This window comes from Streptomyces sp. TAA204 (assembly GCF_000424965.1).
This window is the reverse complement of record NZ_AUKW01000011.1, coordinates 123,724-150,652: the sequence shown is the minus strand read 5'-3', so window position 1 is coordinate 150,652 and position 26,929 is coordinate 123,724. Positions and strand designations below refer to the sequence as shown.

Genomic DNA, 26,929 nt, shown 5'->3' with positions numbered 1-26,929 from the left:
CGCTCCGGTGGGGAGGGGACGTCCGCAGGCACGGTCCGCCCGTCACCGCGACCCGCGCCGCCCGTCACCGCCACCCGCCCCGCGGCCGTCACCACCTGTAGAGCTTCTCGGCGTACGAGGGGCCGTAGTACTCCTCCAGCACCTCCAGCGGGTCGTCCTGACGCTCCAGCGCCTTGGACACCTTCGCACGGCTCGGCAGCGCGTCCGGCCGCCAGCTGCCGGGACTCCAGGTGCCGGAGCGCAGGAAGGCCTTCGAGCAGTGGAAGAAGACCTCCTCGACCTCCACCACCAGCGCCAGCACGGGCCGGTTCCGCTTGACGGTCATGCTGTCGAAGAAGGGTGCCTCACGCACGATCCGGGCCCTGCCGTTGATGCGCAGCGTGTCACCGCGGCCCGGCACCAGATGGATGAGGCCGACGTGCGGATTGGCCAGTACGTTGCGGAAACCGTCGATGCGCCGGTTTCCCGGCCGGTCCGGGATCGCGACGGTGTGCTCGTCGAGCACCTTGACGAATCCGGGCGGGTCACCCTTCGGGGAGACGTCGCACGAACCGTCGCCGCCGGAGGTCGCGATCAGGCACAGCGGCGAGTGTGCAAGCCATTCGCGGTCCATCGCGTGCAGCGCGCTCCGGGCCTTCCGTGCGGCGTGCGGGGCCGGCTCGCCCAGCAGCTCTCGCAGTTCGGCCTCCGATGTGACCTCCCGCGCCGCCGACGGCTGCTCCACCGACTCCACCCGGCCTCACCTTCCCTGCACGCGGGGCATGTTCCCACGGGCTCCGGTTCGTACCGGCATTCTACGGACACGGTCACTCACACCCGGGGGTGGTGCGCGACGCCCGGCAGCTCGACGCCGGCGGCCGTACGACGGGCGGACACATGGAACTCCTGACGGTGGGGGGCGGTTCCGCCGGCGGCCGTGGCCTCCCGTGGGGGATGTCGGGAAGCCCCGGCCGCCATGAGCACGCTAACCCCGCTCAGCTGCAATTTCCCCGTCCAGGAGCCCCAACCGCCCATCCTTATGGTGCGCTTAAGGACTGGCTCACGGGCGGTTAAAGCTCGGGCGGCCGGACGGGCCGTGCGGAGTGCCCGGCCGGAGGCACGGGGACCGCCTGCCGTCCCGGTCCCGCGAACGAAGAGCGGTACGGCGGTTACGGCGGCCGGGCGGCGCGGCATCAGTCCCGGAGAGCCGGGCCCGTCCCCTCCGGCGGTGAGCCGGTGGCCGGAGTGCCGCCACGGACGGGGCCGGGGGCTGCCTCGTGGTGTCGCAGCGCGTCCAGCACGGCGCGCACGGCGGCCCGGGGTGGTGCGCCGCGGCGGATCACTGCGGTGACGGTCCGCGTCACCGGGGTCGCCAGCTCCCTGGTGGCGACGCGATACCGGCTGTCGACCGCCAGGTCGGGCAGCAGCGCGATCGACAGTCCGGCCTCGACGTGCTCCAGAGTCATCAGGTAGTTGCTGAACCGGCACACCACCCGCGGTTCGAACCCGGCTTGACGGCACAGGCGCAGGGCGAGGTTCGCCATGTAGGACTGGGGCATGTCGAACGCCCACGACTCGTCCGCGTACGCCGCGATGTCCACGGTGCCGCGGCCGGCCGCGGGGTGTTCGGGCGGGACCACCAGCACCACCGGGTCCGTGGTCAGCGGAACGAGGTCGAGGTCGGGCCCCAGCGGCAGTTCGTCGAAGTCCGTGGTCGTGATGACGATGTCCGCGTCGCCGCCCCGCAGCGCGGGCACGCTCTCGTGCGGTTCCAGTTCCAGCAGTTCGACGTCCAGGTGCGGATGCTCGCGCGCCAGCCGGGTCACCGCCGGTACGGCCATGGTCCGGATCGCGCTCTGGAAGGCCCCCAGCCGCACCAGCCCGGCCGGCTTCTCCCCGAAACCGCGCAGCTCCTCCTCGACGCTGTCCATGTGATCGAGGATCGCCCGCGCCCGCCGGGCGAGGATCAGCCCGGCCGAGGTCAGCCGCACCCGGCGTCCCGTTCGCTCCAGGAGCTGTGTGCGTGTCTCGGCCTCGAGCACGGCGAGCTGCTGGGACACGCTGGACGGACTGAGGTCGGCGGCCTGGGCGACCGCCCGGACGGTGCCCAGCGTGTCCAGCCGGCTCAGCAGACGGAGTCTCCAAGGGTTCATCATGCCCGCATTCTTGTGCGGTTTTGCCGAACACGACAGCCGGAATCGTGAGATGGACGTGTCGCTCGGGTGCGTCCTACCGTCGAGGACATGGCTTCTTCGACCACCGCCGCGAGTACTGCCGCGACCACCGCCCCGTCCTCCACCGAAGCCTTCTGGGCGGATGCCGGGAGGCATCTCGTGCGTTACGGAGGCGAGTTCACCCGCGAGATCATCGACCGTGCGGAGGGGAGTTTCCTCTTCACCGCCGACGGCCGGAAGATCCTCGACTTCACCTCCGGCCAGATGAGCGCGATCCTCGGCCACTCGCATCCGCAGATCGTCGCGACCGTCCAGCGGCAGGTGGCGACCCTCGACCATCTCTACAGCGGCATGCTCAGCCGCCCGGCGGTCGACCTCGCCCGGCGGCTGGCCGGCACGCTGCCCGCGCCGCTGGAGAAGGCGCTGCTGCTGACGACGGGCGCCGAGTCGAACGAAGCCGCCATCCGGATGGCCAAGCTCGTCACCGGCAGGCACGAGATCGTCTCGTTCGCACGGTCCTGGCACGGGATGACGCAGGCAGCCGCGTCAGCCACCTACAGCGCGGGTCGCAAGGGCTACGGACCTGCCGCGCCGGGGAACTTCGCCATCCCCGTGCCGAACGCCTACCGGCCGGACTTCACCGCGGCCGACGGCTCGCTGGACTGGCAGCGCCAGCTCGACTTCGCCTTCGACCTGATCGACGCCCAGTCGACCGGCGACCTCGCCGCGTGCCTCGTCGAGCCGATTCTCAGCTCGGGCGGAATCATCGAGCCGCCGGCCGGATACTTCGCGGCGCTGCGGGAGAAGTGCCGGGAACGCGGCATGCTGCTGATCCTCGACGAGGCCCAGACCGGCCTGTGCCGCACAGGGACGTGGTACGCGTTCGAGCGCGACGGCATCGTTCCCGACATCCTCACGCTGTCCAAGACGCTGGGTGCCGGACTTCCCCTCGCGGCCGTGGTCACCAGCGCCGAGATCGAGCAGGAGGCGTACGAGCGCGGGTTCCTGTTCTTCACCACACATGTCGCCGACCCCCTCGTGGCCGCGGTCGGCAACACCGTCCTCGACGTCCTGACGGACGACGAGCTCGACGAGCGCGCACGGTCGCTCGGCTCGTTCCTGCGTGACGGCCTGGCGGACATCGCCGGGCGCCACGCAGTCGTCGGAGACATCCGCGGCAGGGGTCTGCTGGCAGGGCTCGAACTCGCCGCCGACCCCGTGACGGAGCGGAGCCCGGACGAGCTGGGGGCTCAGGTCACCCGGCGCTGCCTCGAACTCGGCCTCCACATGAACATCGTCCAGCTCCCCGGCATGGGGGGAGTCTTCCGGATCGCGCCGCCGCTGACCGCCACCGAGGAAGAGCTCTCGCTCGGCCTGGCCATCCTCGACGAGGCGATCGGCGCCGCCCGCGCCGAACCCTGAACCGTGGCGGCCCGGGAGTGACCGGGAGTCGATGCGGGAGTCGACGCGGGAGTGATGCGGGAGGGCGTGGGCGGACACGGGCGGACACCGGCGACGCCCCGACCGCCTGTCCCGTGTCCCGCTCCCGCTCCCGCGCGAGGCCGGTGAGGAACCGACTTGGCGCACTTCCGCGTCGTTCCGGAGAAGCGGGGAAGACACACGGACGGTCGGGGCACAATCGGGGGGCACGGCTGGTACGGAGAGCGACGAACAGCCCACTGGGCGAAGAGGAGTGCACGGGTGAACCTGCTGGATGTGCTGCTGCTGCTCGCAGTGCTGGTCTTCTCCGTGTCCGGCTATCACCGGGGCCTCGTCGCGGGCTTCGTCTCGCTGGCGGGTTTCGTCGGCGGTGCGCTCGTGGGTGTGTGGGCGCTGCCGTCCGTACTGAGCAGGGTCTCCTCCGGCACCACGGAAGCCACCGTCGCCGCGCTGCTCACGGTGCTCCTCCCCGCCGCAGTGGGGCAGGCCCTGGCCGCCCCGATCGGGTGGCGGCTGCGCGGCGCCCTGCACTGGACCCCCGTCCGCTGGGTCGACGGGGCCGGGGGAGTGGCGGCCAACGCGGTGGCGGTGCTCCTGGTCGGCTGGGTCGCGGCGAGCGCCCTGTCCACCTCTCCCTCACCCGCACTCAACCAGGAGATCCGCGGCTCCGCGGTCCTCGGCACGGTGCAGGACCGCATGCCCGACCAGGCGTCCACCTGGTTCAACGACGCGAGCGGGGCGCTGACCACCGCCGGGTTCCCGCCGGTCTTCAACCCGTTCGAGAACGAGCCCGGCGCCACCGTCGCGGAGCCCTCCGGTGACTCCGTCACCCCCGCGGCGACGCAGGCCGCCAAGCGCAGCACCGTCAAGGTCGAGGGTGTGGCGAACGTCGAGGGCAGCGTGCGCGGCCAGGAAGGCAGCGGCTTCGTCTACGCCCGGGAGCACGTGATGACCAACGCGCACGTCGTGGCCGGCGTACGCGAACCCACGGTGCGCGTCGGAGGAGTCGGCCGCGCCTATCCGGCCGAGGTCGTGGAGTTCGACCCGACGACCGACGTCGCCGTGCTCGACGTGCCCGGACTCAAGGCCCCCGCGCTGAAGTTCGCGGGCACCGCCTCGCGTGGCGACCCCGGTGTGGTCGCGGGCTACCCGGAGAACGGGCCTCTCGATCTGCGGGCGGCCGCCGTCGCACAGCGCGTCAGGGCGCAGGGCCAGGACATCTACGGCGACAGCCCCAGCACCCGCGACATCTACGCCATACGCTCCAACGTCCGCCCCGGAAACTCCGGCGGGCCCCTGCTGACCACGGACGGCCGGGTCCACGGGGTGATCTTCGCCCGCTCCACCAGCGACGCGGGAACCGGCTACGCGCTCACGGCCGAACAGGTACGGGACCACGCGCGCAGAGGTCTCGCCTCCTCGGAGCCGGTGAGCACCGGCAACCGCGCCGCGCTGTGACGGGGCGCCGCGCGGGCGAGGGGGCCGGCCCTGTGACGGGGCGCCTGACGGGGCGCCACGCCTTGTCCGCGTGCCGCGCCGTGGGCGGCCGGCCCGCGCCTCTCCGGCTCACAGCTCCTTGACGTACCGCCACTCCGCGCCCGTCCGCGCGTAGCCGAGACTCTCGTTGACGGCCAGCATCGGCGCGTTTCCGGCGTCGTTGCCGGTGAAGGCGTGGACGTAGCCCGCGGCGGTTGAGCGGCGCAGCGAGTCGAGCTTCGCCAGCCGCGCCAGGCCACGTCCCCTGTACGCGCGCCTGGTGCCGGTCATCCCCGACCAGTAGCGCTCGCGTCCGTCCGTCCGGGCCACCGAGTACGCCGCCACGCGGCCCTCCAGCAGGACGACCGAGCTGAGACGGTGATCGATGTCCGGGCGCTCCCAGTTCAGCCGGAGCCAGTCGCCGTAGGGCACGAACCCGGCCCGCACGTCTCCGGGTTCGTCGGCCGTGCACTCCAGGTCCGCCTCGTACAGGGGCTGTTGACGGCCGTCGAAATCCTGCGCGGTGCGCAGCTCGACGCCCGCCGGCAGGGGGTCCGGCAGCGGCGGAAGCCCGGCCCGCGTCAGATCCAGGCCGAGGAAGCAGGCGCGGCGTCCGCGCGTGTAGCCGCGCCGTTCGGCGAAGCCCGGGGAGCGGCCGTCGTCCGGGACCCAGGTGTAGACCCGCCGTGCGCCCAGTCCCGCCAGATATTCCTCCCCGGCCGCGGCCAGGGCGTCGCCCACCCCCTGACCCTGCACACCGGGGAGCACCGCGGTGTGCAGGGCGCTCCCACCCGGCTCGGTGCTCTCGGTGAGCAGCCCGGCGTCCGCGCACCCCGTGATCCGGCCGACCGCGTCACGGGCGACCAGCCACCGAGTGCGCTTCCCCTCGGGGGAGGAGGCGGCCTCCCAGGCCACCGACTCCCCGGTGCACACGAGATGGGGAACGGCGGCACGTCTGACACGGGCGACGGCCCCGGCGTCCTCGGCGCGGAACCCCTCCACGGCGACCGGCGGTCTCATGGCGCCGCACAGTAGCCGACCGCGAGCGGCGGCCGCTGAGGATTCTCCGCCGCCTGAGAGAGAATCGGCAGCGCACAACCGCGTGAACTCCACGCGCCACCGCACCCGCGAACAGATCCGGAGACCCCGTGCCGCTGCAGATCGACATCGACATCGACCCGGCCGCGCCGGAGGCGCCCTACGAGCAACTGCGCGCCCAGATCTCCGACCAGGCACGCGGCGGCACCCTGCCGACCGGCTACAAGCTGCCGACGGTACGCGGGCTGGCGGAGGAGCTGGGCCTGGCCGCGAACACCGTCGCGAAGGCGTACCGCGCCCTGGAGTCGGACGGCGTGATCGAGACCAGAGGGCGGCACGGCACCTACATCGCCGCGGCCGGTGACGCCGCCGCCCGCGAGGCCGCGGAGGCAGCCCAGTCGTACGTGCAGCGGGTGCGGCGGCTCGGCCTGGACCGGAGCGCCGCGCTCGCTGCCGTGGAGGACGCGCTGCGCGCCGCCTACGGCTAGGTGTTCTGTCCACGGAGGCTGGTGACGGTGGCCACCGGTAGGTGATCTTGAAGTGGCGTGGGGGACGGCCTTCCGGCTCGGCGCAGGCCAGGGGCCTTCTCCGTCCCGTACGCCCTTCGTGCGCAGCCGCGAGCGCCCCCGCGGTACGAGACGGTTTCGTTTCGCGCGAGGTGTGCGCTACAGTCCTCGTGTACGAAACAGTTTCGTTCAGAGGGAAGTGTCGATGATGGCTGATGCCGCAGCGGCGCGCCGCAGCCGGATCACGCCCGAGCGCGAGGGCGAGCTGTACGCGGCCGTGCTCGACCTGCTCCGGGAGGTCGGCTACGACGCCGTCACCATGGACGCCGTGGCCGCCCGCACCCGGTCCAGCAAGGCCACCCTCTACCGCCAGTGGGGCGGCAAGGCCGAGCTGGTCGTCCGGGCGCTGCGGCACGAGAAGCCGCTGCATCTCGCCGACGTCGACACCGGGTCCCTCCGGGGAGACCTGCACGCCCTGGCCATGTGCCAGGGTGACAGCCAGATGGAAGCGGACTCCGCGCTGATGCGGGGACTGGCCATGGCGGTCCATGCGAACCCCGACCTGTTGCAGGCATTCCGTGAGCTGCTGATCGAGCCGGAGCTGGAAGAGCTCCGCGGGGTGCTGCATCGCGCGGTCGACCGGGGCGAGGTCCGTGCGGACAACCCCGCACTCGACTATGTCCTGCACATGATGGTCGGCGCCTTCGCGGCCCGGACCATGATCGATGCCCGGCCTCCCACGCAAGCCTTCCTGCTCTCCTACATCGATGCCGTGGTCCTCCCCGCCCTCGGCGCCTGACCCGGGTCTCCCCGCCCCTGCCCGATTCACCTGACGCGACCGCTCTCGCCGTCGGTCCGATGCCCCCTGCCTGACAGATCAACCGGGAGTAAGTCCTGTGGCCACATTCCTCTACAAAGCCGGTCGATTCGCCTTCCGGCGACGGCACTTCGTCGCCCTGTTCTGGGTGGCGCTGCTGGCACTCGCGGGCGTGGGCGCGGCACAGGCGCCCACGGCCGGCACCACTTCCTTCTCCATCCCCGGCACCGAGGCACAGAAGGCCTTCGACCTGTTGGAGGAGCGCTTCCCCGGTTCCAGCGCCGACGGGGCGACCGCGCGCGTCGTCTTCAAGGCACCCGACGGCGAGAAGATGACGGACCCGGCGAACAAGTCGGTCGTCGGGGAGACCGTCAAGGAACTCGGTGACGACTCCCAGGTGGCCGCCGTCACCGACCCGTTCCGGAGCAAGGCCGTGAGCCGGGACGGGGCGACCGCCTACGCGCAGGTGTCGTACAAGGTCTCGGGCATGGAGCTGGAGGACTCCTCCAGAGACGCCCTCAAGGACGCCGCCCAGGACGCGAGGGACTCCCGGCTGACGGTGGAGGTCGGTGGTGACGCGCTCCAGGCGGTGCCGGAGACCGGCACCACCGAGGTCATCGGTGTCTCCGTCGCTGCGGTCGTCCTCGTGATCACTTTCGGTTCGCTGATCGCGGCCGGGCTTCCGCTGCTCACCGCGCTGATCGGGGTGGGCATAGGCATCTCCACGATCACCGTGCTGGCCAGCAGGCTCGACCTGGGCTCCACCACCTCGACGCTGGCGATGATGATCGGCCTCGCGGTCGGCATCGACTACGCCCTGTTCATCGCCTCCCGCTACCGCGCCGAGCTGGCCGAGGGCCGGGAACGTGAGGACGCGGCCGGCCGGGCCGTCGGCACCGCGGGTTCTGCCGTGGTCTTCGCCGGTCTCACCGTCGTCATCGCGCTGGTGGGCCTGGCCGTCGTGAACATCCCCATGCTCACCAAGATGGGCGTCGCGGCCGCGGGCACCGTCGTCATCGCCGTCCTCATCGCGCTCACCATGATCCCGGCACTGCTCGGTTTCGCCGGCCGGAAGGTGCGGCCGGCGGGCCAGAAGAGCAGACTGCTGGGCGGCGGCCGCAAGAAAGCCGCGAGTGCCACGGGAAAGCCGAACATGGGGACCCGGTGGGCCCGCTTCGTCGTCCGCCACCCCGTCGCTCTGCTGCTGCTCGGCGTCGTGAGCCTGGGGGCGGCCGCGGTTCCGGCCTCCTCGCTGGAGCTGGGCCTTCCCGACGACGGATCGCAGCCGACGTCCACCACGCAGCGCAAGGCGTACGACCTGCTCTCCGAAGGGTTCGGGCCCGGCTTCAACGGTCCGCTGATGGTCGTCGTCGACGCGAAGTCCGCCGACGACCCGAAGTCCGCGGTGGGAGAGGTGACCCGGACCGTCAAGGGCCTCGAGGACGTGGCCGCGGTGACGCCGGCGCAGTACAACAAGCCCGGCGACACCGCGATGATCACTGTGGTGCCCGACTCCAAGCCCTCGTCCACCGAGACCGAGGACCTGACACAGGCCGTCCGCGACGCGGGCGACGGCATCCGCGCCGACGCCGGCGCGGAGGTGCTGGTCACCGGCACCACCGCGATGAACATCGACGTCTCGCAGAAGCTCAACGACGCGCTGCTGCCCTATCTGGCGCTCGTCGTCGGCCTGGCCTTCCTGCTCCTGATCGTCGTCTTCCGCTCGATCCTGGTGCCGCTCAAGGCCGCGCTGGGCTTCCTGCTCTCCGTCCTCGCCGCGTTCGGCGCCGTGGTGGCCGTCTTCCAGTGGGGCTGGCTCGCCGACGTGATGGCCGTGGAGGAGACCGGCCCGATCATGTCGATGATGCCCATCTTCATGGTGGGTGTCGTCTTCGGCCTTGCGATGGACTACGAGGTCTTTCTCGTGACACGGATGCGCGAGGCGTACATCCACGGGGAAACGCCCCGTCAGGCGGTCGTCACGGGATTCCGGCACGGTGCCCGGGTGGTCGCCGCCGCGGCCGTCATCATGATCGCGGTGTTCGCGGGCTTCATAGGGTCGAGCGAGTCGATGGTGAAGATGATCGGCTTCGGTCTCGCCGTCGCCGTGTTCTTCGACGCGTTCATCGTGCGTATGGCCATCGTCCCGGCGACCCTTGCACTGCTCGGCAGGGGCGCCTGGTGGCTGCCGAAGTGGCTCGGCCGCGCTCTGCCGAACGTCGACGTCGAGGGCGAGCGGCTTCGCGATGCGCCCGCAGACGGAGATCCGGACGGGCACGCGCCGCATCCGGCGGGGACCGGGGCGCCGGTCGCCGAGAAGGCACCGGGCCTGCCTCCCGCCGTCAGCACCCCGGACGTCAGCGAGGTCCGCGGCCTCGTCCGGAGCGCCGACGGCGACCCGGTGGCTTCCGCGACGCTGACCCTGATCGACGCCGGCGGCTACCAGCTCGTCCGGACGACCAGTGAGGCCGACGGCCGGTACACGCTGCCGGCGCCGGGGAACGGCGACTACGTGCTGATCGCCGCCGCAGATCACCGCGCCCCGCAGGCCGCGAGCCTGGCGGTCACCGACACGTCGGTCGACTTCGACCTGGTGCTCACCGGCTCCTGCGAACTGACCGGCACAGTGCGCGGCACGGACGGCCTCCCGGTCGGCGGTGCCGTGATCGCGGCCACCGATATCCACGGAAAGGTGATCGCCACCGCCAAGACCGGCCCCGAAGGCGAGTACGCGTTCACGGCACTTACCACCGGGCGCTACACACTCGCGTTCAGCGCTTCGGCGCACCGGCCCACCGCCGAGTCGGTCGAGGTCGCCGGCGGCCGGACCTCGTGTGACGTCGAACTGCGGCCCCGCGCAAGGATCAGCGGCACCGTGCGGGTCGATGACGGCCGCCCGCTCCCCGACGCCAAGGTCACGCTGCTGGACACCGCCGGCAACATGGTCCGCGCCGCCACCACGGGCTCCGACGGAGGATACGACTTCGGCGACCTGACCGACGGTGAGTACACCCTCGTCGCCAGCAGCTACCCACCGGTCGCGGAGGCCGTCGCAGTGGCCGGCACGGACAGAGAGGACCAGGACCTCTGGCTCCGCCACCCCAGGGAGTAGCGCTGCGAACGGGAGGGTTCACCGGTTCGCGGCGTCCGGCACGGCGCCTCGCCGCGTTCCCCGGAAGCTGCGGGCTGCCCGGCAGGCCTTCCCGGTCACGGCAGCTCACGGCAGCTGAGGACTGACCACGACCTCGGAGTTCCGGCCCTGCCGCGTGAGCGGCGGGGCCGGACGCGCCGGTGCGGTTCGAGGCAAGGGCGGGGGAGACGGTCGGGCCGGGATGTGCGGGAGACCCGTTGCAGAAGCTGGAGCCGGTGCGTCAGGGGCGGCGGGCGGCCGTCCGGAGGGCGGAACCGATCCCGGGCAGGGCCCACTTCCCGGTACGCCCTTGACCGGACCGCCTCAAGGGCCGGGGCGGGAGGATCAGTTGAGCTTGTCCACCGCCGTGCCGGTCGTCTTCTTGAACGCGGCCACCGGCGCCTGGCCCAGGTCGCCCATCTGTCCCCAGCGCACGACGGTGACGGTCCTGCCGTCGCGGCCGACGCCGAAGAGGTGCACGTCGGGGGCGGATTCGGGATTGGAGATGTGCACGCCGTAGACGTGTGCGCCGTCTCCTGCGGCCACCTTGCCGTACTTCTGCCAGGAGGCGGTGCCGCCCGGGGTGCCGCGGAGCCAGTCGGCCGCGCATCGTGCGACGGACTTCCGCAGCTCCCCGGCCAGCTTCGCGGCCGCTTTCCCGCTCGCGGCCACCACGCTGACCTGTGTGGCGTTGGTGTCGAGTTCGGTGTGGTACTCCCGGTGGTGGCTGCCCCGCGCGGGCAGCGCGCCCTCCAGGCAGAAGGTCTCCGGGTCGGGCAGGCCGGCCGTGACCTCTCCCGCCGACCAGGGCGATGAGGGGTGCGGCGGCAGGTCGGACGGGGCCAGGAATCCCGGGGCCGGAATCCTCTTCGCCGCTTCCGCGGCGGCTCCCGGGCCGCTCGCGGCGAGTGTCAGGCCCATGGCGGCGAGCGTCGCGAGCCCACCGAAGGCCGCGGAACGGAAGGGACGTGTACGCATATTCAAAACCTTCTCCCCCGTGTCGGAACTGTCGCCACAACAGACCGCCGGCCCCGCCCGAAGGTTGTGCGTCCGGGTGAGGGCGGGCAGACGCGGCATGCTCGACCGCTCTTCGGCCGGGGGGAGTTCCCGCGTCAGGAGAGCGTGCCCGTCCGTGTCAGCAGCCTCGTACGGGCCTCTGTCAGGGCGAAGCCCAGCAGGTTCAGGCCGCGCCACTGTGCCGGGTCGCGCAAGCGTTCGTCGCCCAGGGCCAGTCCCGCGCCCCACACCCGGTCCAGCGGGCTCGCCTCCACCAGCACACGGCTGTTGGTACCCAGGAGATACTCACGCAGCTCGTCATGGTGACCGAACTTCCGCACATTTCCCTCGACCACGATCCCGAACCGCTCGCGCTCCCATACCGCCTGGTCGAAGCCGCGCACACGGCGCCCCGCGGCCTTGGCCTGCCGGGGGTGCGCCGCCGTGAGGGCGTGGCGCTCCGCCTCCGCGTCACCGAACAGACGCGCCTTACGGGCCATCATCCAGTGCTCCGCCGTGGCGTACTCCACGCCCTCCACCTCGAAGGGGGCGGGCCACCACTGACTGAGGCAGCCCTTGCCGACGCTTCCGTCGCGCTGCGGCCGATGCCCCCAGAAGTAGAGGTACTTGAAGCGCTCCCCTTGCTTCGTGCGCGCGGCGAGTTCAGCGAGGTTTTCCACCATGCGGTGATTGTTGCAGCGGGCACAGACATCGTTCGACCAGTTATCGGCCGAGCGCGAAAGATCTCATCGAGACCTCACCGACTGCGGCTCCGGCTCGTCCCCGGCGCCCTTCACGGCCTCGTCCAGGCATTTTTCGGCCAGTTCGCCGCCGGCCGCGGTCGGGGGACGTCCGCACCTTCCTGCACCGTCCTGCCGCCCGCGGGCGCCAGGGTGCGGCCCTTCCCGGCGCGGCATCACCGGTGGGGAGGCACGCGGATTCCCTGCCGGCGTGGCGGGCGTCCTGTCACGGTTCGTACGGTCCGGTGTTCGTCAACGCCCCTGTGGGGCAGGTGAATCCTGTGACCGGGATACACGCGAGTAGCGGTCGGGCGATAGGGTTACTCTGCCCGGGCAGGGTGCCCTCGTACGGGTGGGGAGTGTCATGGAACAGATAACGGTGAGCGGCAGGGCGCGAGTGCCTGCGATCAAATGCGGTACAAGCGCGACGAGTTCGCGCCTGGACCGGCATCTGTCCGTGCTCGCGGGCCCCGCCGTGCCGCAGGGTGAGACGGAAGAAGCAACGACGTTGATGCGTGAGATCACGCGACGTGACACGGGGCGGGAGCGGAACGTCAGCCGAAGCGCGCGTGTCTCTCTGTTCGCGCCCCTGCGCAAGCTGCGCCGCACGCTTTTCGGCGGGCGCGGCTGAGTTCGCTTCCCGAGACCCACCCTCCCCTGCCCCGGGGCGGCGGCCCGAGCGGCTGCCGCCCCGGGGTCGTTTCTGCCTGCTTGCGCGGACGGCAGGCGGGCGCCGACGCAGAGGGGTGGTGCGGGCGCGCGGGCCGGCAGGGCCGTGCTCCGCGGAGCCGGCCGGTTCGCGCGGAAGCCTCCTAAAGCAGAGCCAGTTGGCCGCCGGGGCCCTCCTCGCGCAGATCGAGGACCGAGGCCGGGCGGCGCGATGCCGCAGACGGCGGGAGCAGCCCTGCGCGCTCCAGCCCGGTGCGGGTGATGACGTGCCTGTCGTCGCGCATCCTCAGCGCTTGCCCCAACTCCTGCTGCTGCGGTTCCAGTTCGGCCCGCAGTGTGAGAACGGTGATCAGCTCCAGCAGCTGCGAGGTCCACTCCTGCGGCCAGCGGGCCGAGTGTACGGCCGCCAGCGTGTCCGGCGGTGCCGGTTCCGTGCGCTGGGCGAACCACGTCTCCAGCACGCGAGCGCCTCCCGCTTCGAACTCCCACGCCGACCGGTCCACCGGGGCCACGCGTCCCTCCCCGATGTGCAGCGCACGTTCGCCGGCGTCGTGGGCCAGGTCCTGCGGCCCCGGTCCGGGCGGCAACGGCGCACGTACGTAGGGGCGGTGGCCTCCCGGCAGCCTCGGTGCGTCCCCGTCCCCGTCCCCGTACCGCGCGCCCCGGGTGTCCAGCCGGATCAGACGGCGGCCCAGCTCCACGCCCCGCCGCCACAGCGCGGCATCCGAAGTCAGCGGCACCGCCCGGCCGTTCGGCCCCGCCGTGGTGGCGGCCGCTATCCAGGCGAGGACGTCCTGCGCCCCGACGGGAGTGCCGAGGAGACCGGCCAGATGATCCGGCAGCCCTGGAAGGATGTTGGGTTCGCCCCCGCCGGGACGCCGGTAGAGGGGACGGATGCGGCCGGGCCGTCCGGCGGGGGAGTGGCCGTCGGGCAGCAGCGCGCTGAAGGTGACCACGGGCCCGGGTCTCCTCGGATCGTGCGCGGTCTCGACCAGATGCGTCTGCCTCGTGTCGCTCACCCGCCACAGCTCGGGCCGGGCCGCGTCGATGAGCCGCTGGTCCGGGATGAGCCACTGGTGGTCGTAGGGCCCGTGCAGTACCGGCACCGGCGGCGGACACCCGCCCCGCTCCCGCGCGAGCGGGCGGTCGCAGGCGGGGAGGCCGGGCAGCGGGGCCGGCGTGCCGTGCAGCGTGCGGGCGCGGCTCGGGCCGAAGAGAGCGGCACGTGAACCCTCGTCCTCGGCATGCGTCAGGGCGTCCCAACGGCTGCGCAGCCAGGCCGCCTCGGGCGCCCGCACCCAGCCCCGTCCGAGCCTCAGCGGGGCCACGGACCAGGGCATCACTTCGTCGAGCAGGGGCGCGCCGAGGAGAGAGGTGTCATGGGGGGCGGGGCCGTCGTCGCTCACCGCTCGATGCTACGAGGGGGTGCCTGCCGCCGTCAGGGGCGCGTTGGGCCACTGAGCGGGGCGGCGGTGGGCGGTGCGGCCCCGCAGGCGGCCAACCGGACTGCGGCCGGGGCGAGTCGGGGTCTCCCGGGGCGCGGGGAGGGTCTCACCGTGCTTCGACCGTCACGGAGAAGGAGAAGCGGTCGCCCCGGTAGTGGATGAGGGCGACGTCCACGACGCGTCCGTCCTCGTCGTAGGAGACGCCCGTGTAGTGCAGGATCGGGCTCAGCAGCGGCACGTCCAGCAGCTTCGCCGTCTCCGGATCGGCCAGCCGCGCCTCGACGGTGTCGGTGATCCGGCTGATCCGTACGCCCACGACGTCCCGCAGCACCTTCGTCATCGGCCAGCCCCGCTCCAGGTCGGCGGGGTCGATGTGCGGGGCGGCGGCGGGGTGGATGTGGTTCTCGGCCCAGTTGGTGGCCTCGCCGCTGTCCGGGTCGTGCCGCAGCCGCCGGAAGACGGTGGTCTGCGTGATCTGCGGGAAGTACTCGGCCAGTTCGGCCGGTACGGCGGCGGGCCCGCTGTGCAGCAGCGTCGTACGCTCCCCGGACTGCTGGGCCACGATGGTGTCCACCGAGCCCAGCAGCCTGACCGGACGGGACCGGCACGCTTCCGGCTCGATGAACGTGCCGCGCCGCCGGTGCCGGGAGATCAGCCCCTCCGCCTCCAGCTCCTTGAGCGCCTGCCGCATGGTCAGCACGCTCACGCCGTAGTGCTCCGCGAGCCGCTCCTCGGTCGGCAGCCGCAGCGGCGCCTGAGGGGAACGGCCGAGTATGGAGGCGCGGAGCGACTGGGAGACCTGATACCAGAGCGGCAGCTTCCGGTTCAGTTCCAGCGAGTCGGGAGCGAAGACGGTCACGGTGCCTCCGGGGCGCGCCGGGCACGGGAGCGCGAACGCGCACTCACGTGCGGCGGTTCTGCTCGGGCGGACGGATCGGGGCGGACGGATCGGGGCGGACGACCCACCGGGCCGGGCCGGCGCCGGTGAGCCGGTGGACGCCGTGGACGCCGTGGACGCCGGTGGGCGTCACGGACGGAACGAGCGCTGCAGACCCTCCCACACATCGTCGTACCCGGACTGGAGATGGCCGGCATCCAGTGCCTGCGCGGTGGGGACCACCGGCCACCGCGTCTCGAACATGAACGCCAGCCCGTCGTCCACCTTCTGCGGTTCCAGCTCCGCCGCGCTCGCCCTCTCGAAGGTCTCCCGGTCGGGCCCGTGCGCGGACATCATGTTGTGCAGGGAGCCGCCGCCCGGCAGAAAGCCCTCCGCCTTCGCGTCGTAGGCGCCCTCGACCAGGCCCATGTACTCGCTCATGACATTCCGGTGGAAGTAGGGCGGACGGAAGGTGTCCTCGCCCACCAGCCAGCGCGGCGCGAAGACCACGAAGTCCACGCCGGCCAGCCCGGGGGTGTCGGAGGGCGAGGTGAGCACGGTGAAGACGGACGGGTCGGGATGGTCGTAGCTGATGCTGCCCATTACGTTGAAGCGGCGCAGGTCGTAGACGTAGGGGACGTGGGTGCCGTGCCAGGCGACGACATCGAGCGGCGAGTGGTCGTAGCGTGCCGCCCACAGGTTGCCGCAGAACTTGTTGACCACCTCGACGGGGCGGTCCACGGCGTCACTGCCCTCGTACGCGGCGACCGGGGCCAGGAAGTCCCGGGGGTTCGCCAGGCCGTTGGCGCCGATCGGTCCCAACTCGGGGAGCGTGAAGGGCGATCCGTAGTTCTCGCACACGTAGCCGCGGGCGGTGGCGTCCAGCAGTTCGGCGCGGAAGCGCACACCGCGAGGGATCAGCGCGATGCTGCCCGGTGCGGCTCGCAGCATCCCGAACTCGGTGTGCAGCAGCAGCCCTCCGCGCTCCGGGACGATCAGCAGTTCGCCGTCGGAGTCGCAGAAGATCCGGTCGTGCATCGAGGTGTTGGCGGCATAGAGGTGGATCGCCATTCCGCAGCGCCGGGCCGCGTCCCCGTTGCCGCCGAGCGTCCACAGTCCGTCGAGGAGGTCGGTTCCGCCCGGCGGGTCGGGCAGCGGGTTCCAGCGCAGGCGGTTCGGGTCGGGCACGGCCTCGGTGAAGGGGGCGCTGCGCAGGCCTCCGTTGTCCGTGCGTTCGAAGCGGGGGTGCGCCGCGGAGGGCCTGATGCGGTAGAGCCAGGAGCGGCGGTTGACGGCACGCGGCTCGGTGAAGGCGGTGCCGCTCAGCTGTTCCGCGTACAGGCCGAGCGGTGCGCGCTGGGGGGAGTTGCGGCCCAGCGGAAGGGCGCCGGGTTCGGCTTCGCTGCTGTGCTCGTTGCCGAAGCCGGGCAGGTAGCTCAGCCGCTCCGCCGTCCTGCGTGCCCGTTCCTGGGCGCCCTGGCCGGTGGTGCCGCTGCCGGGACCGGTACCGGTGCTCATCACTTGCTCCCGCCGTTCATGTGTCCCCCTGGATTCCTGCGTAAGACCATAGGAATCCGCGGTCGCCGCGTCAATGAGGCCTGCACGGGGCGGATTCGGCGGCGGGTCCGGGTGCCGCAGCGCCGTAAGGCCCGTCACGTTCGCGGAGTGCACCGGCGGTGTGCCGTTCACCGGGTCTACAGTGCCTGGCACGGAGTGACATCAGCACCGTCCGAGGGAGCGCGATGACCGCGACCGGTACCCCCAGCCCGTCCAGTCCGTCCGGCGGGCGCGGCCCGTCCGGCCCGTCCAGTCCGACCGCCCGTCCCGCCGGGAGCGCCGGTGCGGCGGAGCCGACCGGCACCGCACTGCGCATCTGCCCGCTCTGCGAGGCGACCTGCGGCCTGACCGTCACCGTCACCGGGGACCGCGTCTCGCATGCGCGCGGCGACCGGGAGGACGTATTCAGCCGCGGCTTCGTCTGCCCGAAGGGCGCCTCCTTCGGCGAACTCGACGCCGATCCCGACCGGTTGACCCGCCCCCTGGTGCGCGGCGCGGACGGCCGCCTCGCCGCGGCGAGCTGGGAGGAAGCGTTCGCCGCGGTCGCCGAGGGCCTCGGCGGGGTGCTCGCCGACGGCGACCGGGACGCCGTCGCCGTCTACCTCGGCAACCCGAACGTGCACACCATGGCGGGCGCCCTCTACCCGCCCCAGCTCCTCGGCGCCCTGCGCACCCGGAACTTCTACACCGCCAGCACCCTCGACCAGATGCCCAAGCACGTCTCCTGCGGCCTGCTCTACGGCGACCCGCAGGCCATTCCCGTTCCCGACGTGGACCGCACGGACCATCTGGTGATCCTGGGCGCCAACCCCGTGGAGTCCAACGGGTCACTGGCCACCGTCCCCGACTTCCCCGGCAGGCTCAAGCAGCTGCGCCGCCGCGGCGGCCGTCTCACCGTGATCGACCCGCGCCGCACCCGTACGGCCAGGCTCGCCGACCGGCACATGGCGATCCGGCCGGGCAGCGACGCGCTGCTGCTGATGGCCATGGTGCATGTGCTCTTCGCGGAGGAGCTCACCGACACCGGCGCACTGGCCCCGCATCTGTCGGGCGTGGACGAGATACGGGCGCTCGCCCGGGAGTTCACACCCGAGGCCGTCGAGGACGCCTGCGACGTCCCGGCCGAGGACATCCGCACCCTGGCACGGGAGGTCGCCCGCGCCCCCAGCGCCGCCGTCTACGGGCGGGTCGGCTCCTCCACCGTGGAGTTCGGCACCGTCACCAACTGGCTCGTGGACGTCGTCAACGCCCTCACCGGCAACCTCGACCGTCCCGGCGGCGTCATGTTCCCTCTCTCTGCCACCGCCCGTCCGCCACGGGCGGAGGGGGCCGCCCCCGGGAAGGGGTTCGCGCTGGGCCGCTGGCACAGCAGGGTGTCGGGACATCCGGAGGCGAAATCGGAACTCCCCGTCGTCGCCCTCGCCGAGGAGATCACCACCCCCGGGGAGGGCCGCGTACGGGCGCTGATCACCCTGGCGGGGAACCCGGTGCTCTCCGCGCCCGACGGCGAGGGGCTCGAACGCGCCCTGTCCGAACTGGACTTCATGGTCAGCCTCGACCCGTACCTGAACGAGACCACACGCCACGCCCACGTCGTGCTGCCGCCTCCCAGGCCCAGCCGCACCGCGCACTTCGACTTCGCCTTCAACGCCCTGGCCGTGCGCAACCAGGTCCGCTACACCCGGCCCGTCATCGAACCGGACGGGAGCGAGCCGGCCGAGGCGGAGATCATGGCGCGGCTGCTGCTCTGCCTCGGCGGCACCCCCGGAGGCGACCCGGACGAGGTCGACGCGGCGGTGATCCGCCGCCTCCTCGGCAAGGCGGTCGCCGACCCCGGCTCGTACGTCCACGGCCGCGACCCGGAGGAACTCGCCGGGCGGCTGACCGGACGGGACGGCGCGGAGCGGCGCCTGGATCTGATGCTGCGCCTGGGACCGTACGGAGAGGGCTTCGGCGCCGATCCTGCAGGGCTGACCCTGGAGAAGCTCCTCGCCCACCCGCACGGCATCGACCTCGGCCCGCTCCGGCCGCGGCTGCCCGGAGCGCTCCGTACCCCCTCGGGAACGGTGGAACTGTGCCCCGGGCCGCTGCGCGAGGAGGTGCCCCGGCTGCGTGCCTCCCTGCACCGGAGGTCCGGCGGCGACGAACTCCTACTCGTCGGACGGCGCCACTTGCGCTCCAACAACAGCTGGATGCACAACGTCCCCGCACTGCGCGGCGGCACCAACCGGTGCACCCTGCAGCTCCACCCGGACGACGCCGCCCGCCTCGGCCTCGCCGACGGTGCGCCGGCGCGTGTCGCGGGCGCCGGGGGAGAGGTGACGGTGCCGGCGGAGGTGACCGACGCCGTACGCGCCGGTGTGGTCAGCGTGCCTCACGGCTGGGGCCACGACCGTCCCGGTACGCGGATGCGGGTGGCCGCCGCCGAGCCGGGCGTCAACGTCAACCAGCTCTTGGACGGAACCCTCCTCGATCCGCTTTCGGGCACCGCCGTCCTCAACGGCTTCCCGGTGCGGGTCGCACCGGCCACGGCCGGGGAGACCCAGGCGGCCGCAGCGGACGTCCCCGTCACGGCCGGGGACTCCACCCGAAGCGCTCCGGGATCCGGGTGAGCCCTTCCGGGCCGCACGGCCGCCGCTGGCTGCTGCGCCTCGTCATCTCCTTCGCCTTCTCGCAGGGCGCGGTGAGCATGGCGCGGCCGGCCGTCTCGTACCACGCGCTCGAACTGGGGGCGGACGCCCGCGCCGTCGGTGTCGTCACCGCGGCCTTCGCGCTGCTGCCGCTGGCCGTCGCGGTGCCGCTCGGACGGCGCACCGACCGCGGACGGTGCGCACCCCTGCTGCCCGCCGGGGTCGCGCTCATCGCGGCCGGCTGCGCCCTGTGCGGTACGGCGCCGTCACTGGGGGCGCTCGCCGTGTGGAGCGCGCTGCTCGGTCTCGGGCACCTGGTGTTCATGATCGGCGCGCAGTCGCTGGTCGCGCGGCAGAGCCGTCCCGACGAACACGACCGCAACTTCGGCCACTTCACGATCGGCGGCTCGCTCGGCCAGCTGATCGGACCGGCGCTCTCCGGTGTGCTGGTCGGCGGCGCGGGGGCGGCATCGGGGGGCGCGGGCGGATGGGCGGGGCACAGCAGCGACCTCGCGCTGTTCGCGTCGGGCGCGTTGAGTCTGTGTGCGTACGCGACGCTGTGGCGGATCGAGTGGCCGCCGCCGGCGCGGGCATCACGGAAGCCCGTGCGGACCGCTGTACGAGCTGCCGCACGGGCCGCACGGGCCGCCGCACGGACCGACCTGCGACCGGGGCGGGCCGGACGGGTGGAACGGGCTGGACGGGCGGGCCTGAACCCGCGTTCCGTACGGGCCGGGCACGCCGACGCTGCGAACGCCGTGCCGGTCGCCCGCATCCTGCGGACACGCGGCGTGCCCGCGGGCATCTTCACCTCCCTCGCGGTGCTCTCCACGACCGACGTGCTGACGGCCTACCTTCCGGTCGTCGGCGAGGACCGGGGCATCGCGCCCGGCGTGGTCGGTGTGCTGCTCAGCCTGCGTGCGGCGGCGTCCGTCCTCTCCCGTCTCGCTCTGCCCCTGATGACGCGGCGGCTGGGCAGACAGCGGCTGCTGACGGTGAGCTGCCTTGCCGCGGGCGCACTGTGCGTCGTGCTGGCGGTGCGCCTGCCCCTGTGGGGACTGGCCCTCGCGCTGCTGCTGCTCGGCTTCTGCCTGGGCGTCGGCCAGCCGCTCACGATGAGCACGGTCGTACAGGCCGCGCCGGAACGCGCCCGGTCGACCGCTCTGGCGCTGCGGCTGACCGGCAACCGGCTGGGCCAGGTCGCGGCTCCCGGCGGTGCGGGACTGCTGGCGGGTTCGGCCGGTGCGGCGGCGCCCTTCGTGCTGCTCGGCGCGGTGCTGCTGTGCGCGACGGCCACGGCGGCCCGCACCCCGGCACGGGCCCGCCCGCAGGAGGCGTACGGCCGACCGCGGAATCCGCACGGTGCCGGGGGCGGCGCGGAGGCGTGCGGGAGCGCAGAGGAGGACCGGAGCGGAACGGGAAGTGGAACCGGCAGCGGTACGGAGGCGGTGCGGGAGCGGGCCGCTGTACGCGACGAGTGAGCCACGGCACGTGAGGCCGTACTGACACCCCAAACTAGCGGCGCTAGTTTGGGTCCATGCAGGCACACGACGGTATGTACATCGACGGCTCATGGCAGTCCGCGGCCGGGCCGGAGAAGATCGAGGTCAGCAACCCCGCCGACGGCACGGTCGTCGCCGCGGTCCCCGCCGGCGGCAAGGAGGACGTGTCCGCCGCCGTACGGGCCGCCCGCGCCGCGTTCCCCGGGTGGGCCGCGACTCCGCCCGCCGAACGCGCGGCCCTGCTCGGCGCGTTGCACGCCGTGCTGGAGCGGCGCAGGGAGGAGATCGCCGAGACCGTCACCAAGGAGCTGGGCTCCCCGCTCGCCTTCTCCCAGGCGGTGCACGCCAGTGTGCCGATCGCGGTCTGCGCCAGCTACGCGAAGCTGGCGGCCGGCTATCCGTTCGAGGAGGAGATCGGCAACTCCCGCGTCCTCCACGAACCCGTCGGTGTCGTCGGTGCGATCACGCCCTGGAACTACCCGCTGCACCAGATCGTCGCGAAGGTCGCCCCCGCTCTCGCAGCGGGATGCACGGTGGTGCTCAAGCCCGCCGAGGACACCCCTCTGGTGGCCCAGCTCTTCGCCGAGGCGGTGCACGAAGCGGGCCTGCCCTCCGGGGTCTTCAACCTCGTCACCGGCCTCGGTCCGGTCGCGGGACAGGCGCTGGCCGCGCACGACGGGATCGACCTGATCTCCTTCACAGGCTCCACCGCCGTCGGACGGAAGATCGGTGCCGTCGCGGGCGGCTCGGTCAAGCACGTCGCGCTGGAGCTGGGCGGCAAGTCCGCCAACGTCATCCTGCCGGGCGCGAATCTGACCAAGGCGGTCAAGGTCGGTGTCGCCAACGTGATGGCCAACTCCGGCCAGACGTGCAGCGCCTGGACCCGGATGCTCGTCCACGCCGACCATTACGACGAGGCCGTGCGGACGGCCGCCGCGGCCGTCGCGAAGTACGTTCCGGGCGACCCGTCGGACGAGAACACCCGGCTCGGTCCCGTCGTCAACGCCAAGCAGCGCGAGCGCGTCACCGGCTACATCTCCCGGGGCATCGAGGAGGGCGCCACGCTGGTGTCCGGAGGCCCCGGCGCACCCGAGGGCCACGAACAGGGCTGCTACGTGCGGCCGACCGTCTTCGCGGGTGTGACGCCGGAGATGACCATCGCGCAGGAGGAGATCTTCGGCCCGGTGCTGTCCATCCTGAAGTACGAGGACACCGAGGACGCCGTCCGCATCGCCAACGACACCGTCTACGGACTCGCAGGCGCCGTCTGGTCGGAGGACGAGGAGGAGGCCGTCGCCTTCGCCCGCCGGCTGGAGACAGGCCAGGTCGACATCAACGGCGGACGCTTCAACCCGGTCGCCCCGTTCGGGGGTTACAAGCAGTCCGGTGTCGGCAGGGAGCTGGGCAGGCACGGGCTGGGGGAGTACCTGCAGACCAAGTCGCTGCAGTTCTGAGACGGCCCGGGCGGACGCCCTCCCGCGTCCGTACGTGCCGTTCCCGGCCCCGCCGTCCCTTCGTTCCCCTCCACGCCAGGAGCCCCCGCATGGTCCGCGCCGCTGTACTTCCCGCCGTCGGAGCGCCTCTCCGGGTCACCGACATCGAACTGCCCGAGCCGGGGCCCGGACAGGTGCGGGTCCGGCTCGCCGCCGCCGGCGTCTGCCACTCCGACCTGTCCCTGTCCAACGGCACGCTGCGCCAGCCCGTACCTGCCGTGCTCGGACACGAGGGCGCGGGCACCGTCGTCTCGGTCGGGGAGGGCGTCGAGGGCCATGCGCCCGGGGACCGGGTGGTCCTCAACTGGGCGCCGCCGTGCGGCGAATGCCACTTCTGCGACCGGCTGTCCGAGCCGTGGCTGTGCATGAACGCGAACCGGGCGACCACGGTCCCCTACGCCCGTACGAAGGAGGGTGAGGAGCTCTATCCCGGACTGTCCTCGGCCGCCTTCGCGGAGGAGACCGTCGTATCGGCACGTGCCGTGCTGCCGCTGCCCGAGGGCGTCCCCCTCACCGACGCGGCGCTGCTGGGCTGTGCTGCGCTGACCGGCTACGGCGCGGTGCACCACAGCGCACGTGTACGCGTGGGCGAGTCCGTGGCGGTCTTCGGCGTCGGCGGGGTCGGTCTGGCCACGCTGCAGTCGGCCCGCCTGGCCGGGGCGGGCCCGCTGATCGCTGTCGATGTCTCCCCGGAGAAGGAGGAGTTGGCGCGTGCCGCCGGAGCCACCGACTATCTCCTCGCGTCGGAGACGACCGCCAAGGAGGTGCGCAAGCTCACCGGAGGCTTCGGCGCGGACGTCGCCGTGGAGTGCGTGGGACGCGGCGGGACGATCCGCACCGCCTGGAACTCCACACGGCGCGGCGGCCGTACGACGGTCGTGGGCATCGGCGGCAAGGAAGAGCAGGTGCAGCTCTCCGCGTTGGAGATCTTCCACTTCGCGCGCACCCTGACCGGGTGCGTCTACGGCAACTGCGATCCGGCCCGCGACCTGCCCGTGCTGGCCGCTCATGTACGCGAGGGGCGGCTGGACCTGGGCGCCCTGGTGACCGGGCGGATCGGCCTGGACGGCATCCCCGCCGCCTTCGAGGCGATGCTGGCAGGGCGCGGCGGGCGGGCGCTGGTCGTCTTCGACTGAGGGGACGCGCAGGTCCGTCCCGGGGGAAAGGTCCGGCGGTGCAGAGCGCGGAAGTCGTTCGTGACCCGGTGCCCCGGAACGCGCCGCATCGTCCCAGTGAAGGCACTCCGGGCTTCGCTCGGCAGGTGGACCAGGACCGCGCTGTGGAAGACCACCGGCGTGGCCTGTTGAGATCCCCCCGGACCAAGTGCGGGGGCTCGGCTTGCGCGATGCGTGCGGCTCGCAGCCGGTCCAGGGATTGAGGTCGACGCAGGCCCGCCAGGCAACGGTAGGCAGCCGTTCCGGAAACGGTGTGGGACCGGCGGTGCGACACGTCGGGGAGACCGGACTGTCGGACGGCCCCAAGGGAGGCCGGCCGTCGAACCGGAACTGGAAGTGGTCGGGGTGGAGACACAGGCCGGGCGTCCCGGCTCACACCGTTCGAGGAGAGGACTGGCCCAAGCGTCCGAAGCTGGCGGCGGTACTTCCTCCTGAGGAAGAGTCAAGATCTGTGGGATCCGCATGTCACGCGGCTGCGGTGCCGAGCGTCATGATCGGGATGTCCGACTCACGCCACGTTGTGGTCGTAGTAGCGGGCCATCAGTTCCCAGTACGCCATCAGCAGCCCCATCTCCAGTGCTGTCGCTGCTGCGGCCGGTACTGCTCGGCGCTGATGGGCGGCGACCATCGCGGCCAGCAAGGCGGCGGTCGCGGCTGCGTTGACCGCCATCGCGGTGTCCATCGGCCGCTCGGCGATCCACTGCTCCTCACCAAGCGCCGCCCGGGTCGCCCATGCCCGGTCGTGCGCGGGTTGGCTGAACACCACCGGGTTGACTGCCATCCACAGGGCGACCAGCGCGGCGTCGCGCCGGCTGCGCCGCCACACCGGTACGAGCATCAGCGGTGTGCTCGCCCACCTCGTCCACATGCTCCACGGATTGCTGTGCCGCGCGAACACCGCCCGCTTGACCTTCCGCCAGTCCTCCATCGGCGGCTCCTTCCGGTCCTGCTGGTCGCACCACTCCGGATTCTGATCCTATGTGCCGTCCAGCGCCCCCGTCCGGCGCAGGGGCGGGAGGGATGGTCAAGACCTCTGGATCAGCGGGTCACGCGGCGTGAGCGTCACCTCCTGTTCCCTGGTCATGGTTGTCGGGCATTTCGTGGTCTCGTTCGACCAGCTTGCCCTTTCTCGAACTTCGCGCCGGTGCGGACGAGGGCGACGAGGTCGGGCGCATTCACCGCACGCCACCTGGCTCGGGCGGACTCGATGAGATGGCAGGCCATCGCGATTCCGGCGGCCCGCGAGCCGGGGCGCTTGGCACCCCCGGCCGAGGGGCCCTACGAGCCCCCGGTGTGCGGCGCCCGCGGCACGATCACCTCGATACCGTCCAGGATGCGTTCGAGGCCGAAGCGGAAGTCCTCGTCGGTGTCCTCGACGGGCTCGTCGAAGACACCGGCGTCGATCACTCCGTGCAGGGCGGGGAAGTCCTCCGCGTCGGTGAGCATGGCGAGTCGGGTGCTGTAGCCCAGCAGGAAGGTCTCGTCGGTGTCGCCTGAGGCGCGCATGGCCGCGGCGAGCTGGTTCTCCAGCAGGGCCTGGCTGCGCACGTACTGACTGACCAGCAGCAGCGCGCCCATCTGCTCACCCGGGGCCAGCCCCGCCGCGCGCAGGCAGCGCAGCCCGGCCTCCATCCACCTGACCGAGTTGGGAGTGACCGGCGGTCCGCTGATCGAGACCTCCACCGCCCACGGGTGCCGGCGGAAGACCGCCATCTGCTCGGTGCTCCAGCGGACCAGTCCCTCCCGCCAGTCGTGCACCTCCTCCGTCTCTGGGACGGGGGTGAAGACGGAGTCGGCCATCAGTGTGAGGAGCTCCTCCTTGGCCGCGACGTACCGGTAGAGCGACATGGTCGCGACGCCGAGTTCCTGGGCGACCCTGCTCATGGAGACCGAAGCGAGCCCCTCCGAACCGGCGACGCGCACGCCGGCCTCCACGATCCCGGCCAGGCTCAGTGCCCGCCTGGGGCCCTTCTTGGGCTGCTGCCGGAATCCCCACGCCAGCTCGATGCTGACGGGCAGTCCGGTGCTGGTCTTCTCGCTCATGCTCCCGCTTCTGAGGAAGGACGGTTGACACCCACGCTTCTGCGTATAACCTACACAGTAGGTACTGTGTATGGAATACGCAGTAAGGGTCCGAGCGGAGAGGGGGAGGGGCCTTGGACGCGGCGATCGACGCGGCGGGTGTCGTGAAGTCCTACGGCGCGGTGCGTGTCCTGGACGGAGTGGACCTCGCGGTCCGGAGCGGCAGCGTGACCGCGCTGCTGGGGCCGAACGGGGCGGGCAAGACGACGATGGTGCGCATCCTGACCACGCTGAGCCCGATGGACGCGGGAGAGGTGACGGTGGCGGGCTGCGACGTACGGCGGGAGCGCGCCCGGGTGCGCCGCAGGATCAGCCTCACCGGGCAGTCCGTCGCACTCGACGAACTGCAGACCGGCACGGAGAACCTGCGCATGATGGCCCGCCTCGCCGGAATGAGCGGCAGGCAGGCAGCCTCCCGCGCCGCCGGACTGCTGGAGCGATTCGACCTCGCACACGCCGCGGGGCGGAGGGTGAAGACGTACTCGGGCGGCATGCGCCGCAGGCTCGACATCGCGGCGGGTCTCCTCGGCAGTCCCTCGGTCATCTTCCTCGACGAGCCGACCACCGGCCTCGACGTACGCAGCAGGCAGGCGATGTGGTCCGTCGTCTCGGGCCTCGCACGCTCGGGCGTGACGGTGCTGCTGACCACGCAGTACCTGGAGGAGGCCGACCAGCTCGCGGACCGGGTGGCGGTGCTGGACGGCGGCCGGATCGTCGCCGAGGGTGCCCCCGCCGAGCTCAAGCAGCGCGTCGGCGGGCACCGGCTCGACCTCACGATGTCCGGCGCCGCCGCGTTCGGCCGTCTGCGCGCCGAACTGGGGGCGCGGGCGGTCGCGGCCGACGAGCAGGAGCGGACGCTGAGCGTCGCCACCGACGGCACGGCCGCACAAGTGCGCGCCATGCTCGACGAGTTCGATCCCGCACGGGAGGACATCGAGCGGTTCAGCACGCACGGTGCCTCGATGGACGACGTCTTCATCGCGCTCACCGGGCGCACACCGGTCTCCGGCGGGCACGCTGCCCGCAGCGCGGACGCGAACGGCACGACGAACGCCCACGGTGCGACGGGCACGACCGGCACGACCGGCACGACCGGCACGACCGGCACGACGGGCACGACCGGCACGGACGGTACGACGGGTACGAACGGCAGAGAGGCGACCCATGTCTGACGTCGCGAGCACCCACGCAGCGGCTCATCAG

Annotated in this window: 21 protein-coding genes and 2 pseudogenes; 12 read left to right on the top strand and 11 right to left on the bottom strand. The window is 72.3% G+C overall.

What is annotated here, in order from left to right:
• Positions 1 to 88: 88 nt before the first annotated feature.
• Positions 89 to 733 (bottom strand): MSMEG_1061 family FMN-dependent PPOX-type flavoprotein, encoded by a 645-nt coding sequence (locus tag H343_RS0118460; RefSeq protein ID WP_028432360.1) that lies wholly within the window; start codon positions 731 to 733, stop codon positions 89 to 91.
• Between the two features lie 439 nt (positions 734 to 1,172).
• Positions 1,173 to 2,135, bottom strand: a complete 963-nt coding sequence (locus H343_RS31430) for a LysR family transcriptional regulator (protein ID WP_486586947.1) — start codon at positions 2,133 to 2,135, stop codon at positions 1,173 to 1,175.
• An 87-nt stretch (positions 2,136 to 2,222) separates the two neighbouring features.
• Here H343_RS31430 and H343_RS0118450 point away from each other — a divergent pair, with 87 nt between their 5' ends.
• Complete coding sequence (locus tag H343_RS0118450) at positions 2,223 to 3,575, top strand: class-III pyridoxal-phosphate-dependent aminotransferase (protein ID WP_028432359.1); 1,353 nt, start codon at positions 2,223 to 2,225, stop codon at positions 3,573 to 3,575.
• 279 nt (positions 3,576 to 3,854) lie between these two features.
• Positions 3,855 to 5,051: a MarP family serine protease gene (locus H343_RS0118445; RefSeq protein ID WP_028432358.1), complete on the top strand. Its 1,197-nt coding sequence runs from the start codon at positions 3,855 to 3,857 to the stop codon at positions 5,049 to 5,051.
• Positions 5,052 to 5,159: 108 nt separating this feature from the next.
• Here H343_RS0118445 and H343_RS0118440 read toward each other — a convergent pair whose 3' ends face one another.
• Positions 5,160 to 6,089 (bottom strand): GNAT family N-acetyltransferase, encoded by a 930-nt coding sequence (locus H343_RS0118440; protein ID WP_037904217.1) that lies wholly within the window; start codon positions 6,087 to 6,089, stop codon positions 5,160 to 5,162.
• Positions 6,090 to 6,217: 128 nt separating this feature from the next.
• Between H343_RS0118440 and H343_RS0118435 the strand changes: the two genes are divergently transcribed.
• The 4 genes and pseudogenes from H343_RS0118435 (at position 6,218) to H343_RS36010 (ending at position 10,542) form a co-directional block, all read left to right on the top strand.
• Complete coding sequence (locus tag H343_RS0118435) at positions 6,218 to 6,595, top strand: GntR family transcriptional regulator (RefSeq protein ID WP_486586946.1); 378 nt, start codon at positions 6,218 to 6,220, stop codon at positions 6,593 to 6,595.
• Positions 6,596 to 6,821: 226 nt separating this feature from the next.
• Positions 6,822 to 7,412, top strand: coding sequence for a TetR/AcrR family transcriptional regulator (locus H343_RS0118430; RefSeq protein ID WP_028432355.1), 591 nt, complete (start codon positions 6,822 to 6,824; stop codon positions 7,410 to 7,412).
• A 97-nt stretch (positions 7,413 to 7,509) separates the two neighbouring features.
• Positions 7,510 to 9,702, top strand: a pseudogene (locus tag H343_RS31425) (MMPL family transporter); the annotation flags it as partial.
• 57 nt (positions 9,703 to 9,759) lie between these two features.
• Positions 9,760 to 10,542, top strand: a complete 783-nt coding sequence (locus H343_RS36010) for an MSCRAMM family protein (protein ID WP_486586952.1) — start codon at positions 9,760 to 9,762, stop codon at positions 10,540 to 10,542.
• A 363-nt stretch (positions 10,543 to 10,905) separates the two neighbouring features.
• Here H343_RS36010 and H343_RS0118420 read toward each other — a convergent pair whose 3' ends face one another.
• The gene (locus tag H343_RS0118420; protein ID WP_028432354.1) at positions 10,906 to 11,538 is read right to left on the bottom strand and encodes a hypothetical protein; all 633 of its coding nucleotides are present in this window, start codon (positions 11,536 to 11,538) and stop codon (positions 10,906 to 10,908) included.
• A gap of 134 nt (positions 11,539 to 11,672) precedes the next feature.
• Positions 11,673 to 12,239 (bottom strand): riboflavin biosynthesis intermediates N-glycosidase, encoded by a 567-nt coding sequence (gene ybiA, locus H343_RS31420; RefSeq protein ID WP_037904211.1) that lies wholly within the window; start codon positions 12,237 to 12,239, stop codon positions 11,673 to 11,675.
• A 421-nt stretch (positions 12,240 to 12,660) separates the two neighbouring features.
• Here ybiA and H343_RS36005 point away from each other — a divergent pair, with 421 nt between their 5' ends.
• The gene (locus tag H343_RS36005) at positions 12,661 to 12,927 is read left to right on the top strand and encodes a hypothetical protein (RefSeq protein ID WP_028432353.1); all 267 of its coding nucleotides are present in this window, start codon (positions 12,661 to 12,663) and stop codon (positions 12,925 to 12,927) included.
• 181 nt (positions 12,928 to 13,108) lie between these two features.
• Here the strand turns inward: H343_RS36005 and H343_RS0118405 are convergent, their stop codons facing one another.
• From H343_RS0118405 to hmgA, 3 genes are all read right to left on the bottom strand, one after another.
• Positions 13,109 to 14,305: a type ISP restriction/modification enzyme gene (locus H343_RS0118405; RefSeq protein WP_158679580.1), complete on the bottom strand. Its 1,197-nt coding sequence runs from the start codon at positions 14,303 to 14,305 to the stop codon at positions 13,109 to 13,111.
• 211 nt (positions 14,306 to 14,516) lie between these two features.
• On the bottom strand, positions 14,517 to 15,269 hold the full coding sequence (locus H343_RS0118400) for a GntR family transcriptional regulator (protein ID WP_028432351.1): 753 nt from the start codon (positions 15,267 to 15,269) through the stop codon (positions 14,517 to 14,519).
• 168 nt (positions 15,270 to 15,437) lie between these two features.
• Positions 15,438 to 16,805 (bottom strand): homogentisate 1,2-dioxygenase, encoded by a 1,368-nt coding sequence (hmgA, locus tag H343_RS0118390; protein ID WP_028432350.1) that lies wholly within the window; start codon positions 16,803 to 16,805, stop codon positions 15,438 to 15,440.
• 224 nt (positions 16,806 to 17,029) lie between these two features.
• Between hmgA and H343_RS31415 the strand changes: the two genes are divergently transcribed.
• The 4 genes from H343_RS31415 (at position 17,030) to H343_RS0118370 (ending at position 23,605) form a co-directional block, all read left to right on the top strand.
• A complete protein-coding gene (locus H343_RS31415) occupies positions 17,030 to 19,456 on the top strand; it encodes a molybdopterin oxidoreductase family protein (protein ID WP_078505846.1) in 2,427 nt (808 codons plus the stop codon).
• Positions 19,453 to 20,955, top strand: a complete 1,503-nt coding sequence (locus tag H343_RS31410; protein WP_078505845.1) for an MFS transporter — start codon at positions 19,453 to 19,455, stop codon at positions 20,953 to 20,955. The genes H343_RS31415 and H343_RS31410 overlap by 4 nt, the downstream gene beginning before the upstream one ends.
• Positions 20,956 to 21,011: 56 nt before the next feature.
• Positions 21,012 to 22,430 carry an aldehyde dehydrogenase family protein gene (locus H343_RS0118375; protein ID WP_028432349.1) on the top strand — a complete coding sequence of 473 codons (1,419 nt, stop codon included), beginning with the start codon at positions 21,012 to 21,014 and terminating at the stop codon, positions 22,428 to 22,430.
• A gap of 89 nt (positions 22,431 to 22,519) precedes the next feature.
• The gene (locus tag H343_RS0118370) at positions 22,520 to 23,605 is read left to right on the top strand and encodes a Zn-dependent alcohol dehydrogenase (protein ID WP_028432348.1); all 1,086 of its coding nucleotides are present in this window, start codon (positions 22,520 to 22,522) and stop codon (positions 23,603 to 23,605) included.
• Between the two features lie 282 nt (positions 23,606 to 23,887).
• Here the strand turns inward: H343_RS0118370 and H343_RS36000 are convergent.
• The 3 genes and pseudogenes from H343_RS36000 to H343_RS0118360 all read right to left on the bottom strand — a co-directional run.
• Positions 23,888 to 23,950, bottom strand: a pseudogene (locus H343_RS36000) (hypothetical protein); the annotation flags it as partial.
• Between the two features lie 202 nt (positions 23,951 to 24,152).
• Positions 24,153 to 24,572 (bottom strand): DUF6653 family protein, encoded by a 420-nt coding sequence (locus H343_RS0118365; RefSeq protein ID WP_028432347.1) that lies wholly within the window; start codon positions 24,570 to 24,572, stop codon positions 24,153 to 24,155.
• Between the two features lie 350 nt (positions 24,573 to 24,922).
• Positions 24,923 to 25,687 carry a TetR/AcrR family transcriptional regulator C-terminal domain-containing protein gene (locus H343_RS0118360; RefSeq protein WP_028432346.1) on the bottom strand — a complete coding sequence of 255 codons (765 nt, stop codon included), beginning with the start codon at positions 25,685 to 25,687 and terminating at the stop codon, positions 24,923 to 24,925.
• A gap of 113 nt (positions 25,688 to 25,800) precedes the next feature.
• On the opposite strand from H343_RS0118360, the gene H343_RS31405 reads away from it, so the two are divergent.
• Entirely contained in the window at positions 25,801 to 26,898 is a 1,098-nt protein-coding gene (locus H343_RS31405; RefSeq protein WP_078505843.1) for an ATP-binding cassette domain-containing protein, read from the top strand.
• The last annotated feature ends 31 nt before the right edge of the window (positions 26,899 to 26,929 follow it).

Coding starts and splice junctions, on each gene's coding strand:
- H343_RS31430 (WP_486586947.1), bottom strand. CDS start 2,135: ATGATGAACCCTTGGAGACTCCGTCTGCTGAGCCGGCTGGACACGCTG.
- H343_RS0118450 (WP_028432359.1), top strand. CDS start 2,223: ATGGCTTCTTCGACCACCGCCGCGAGTACTGCCGCGACCACCGCCCCG.
- H343_RS0118440 (WP_037904217.1), bottom strand. CDS start 6,089: ATGAGACCGCCGGTCGCCGTGGAGGGGTTCCGCGCCGAGGACGCCGGG.
- H343_RS0118430 (WP_028432355.1), top strand. CDS start 6,822: ATGGCTGATGCCGCAGCGGCGCGCCGCAGCCGGATCACGCCCGAGCGC.
- H343_RS0118420 (WP_028432354.1), bottom strand. CDS start 11,538: ATGCGTACACGTCCCTTCCGTTCCGCGGCCTTCGGTGGGCTCGCGACG.
- ybiA (WP_037904211.1), bottom strand. CDS start 12,239: ATGGTGGAAAACCTCGCTGAACTCGCCGCGCGCACGAAGCAAGGGGAG.
- H343_RS36005 (WP_028432353.1), top strand. CDS start 12,661: ATGGAACAGATAACGGTGAGCGGCAGGGCGCGAGTGCCTGCGATCAAA.
- H343_RS0118405 (WP_158679580.1), bottom strand. CDS start 14,305: ATGCCCTGGTCCGTGGCCCCGCTGAGGCTCGGACGGGGCTGGGTGCGG.
- hmgA (WP_028432350.1), bottom strand. CDS start 16,805: ATGAGCACCGGTACCGGTCCCGGCAGCGGCACCACCGGCCAGGGCGCC.
- H343_RS31415 (WP_078505846.1), top strand. CDS start 17,030: ATGACCGCGACCGGTACCCCCAGCCCGTCCAGTCCGTCCGGCGGGCGC.
- H343_RS0118375 (WP_028432349.1), top strand. CDS start 21,012: ATGCAGGCACACGACGGTATGTACATCGACGGCTCATGGCAGTCCGCG.
- H343_RS0118370 (WP_028432348.1), top strand. CDS start 22,520: ATGGTCCGCGCCGCTGTACTTCCCGCCGTCGGAGCGCCTCTCCGGGTC.
- H343_RS0118365 (WP_028432347.1), bottom strand. CDS start 24,572: ATGGAGGACTGGCGGAAGGTCAAGCGGGCGGTGTTCGCGCGGCACAGC.
- H343_RS0118360 (WP_028432346.1), bottom strand. CDS start 25,687: ATGAGCGAGAAGACCAGCACCGGACTGCCCGTCAGCATCGAGCTGGCG.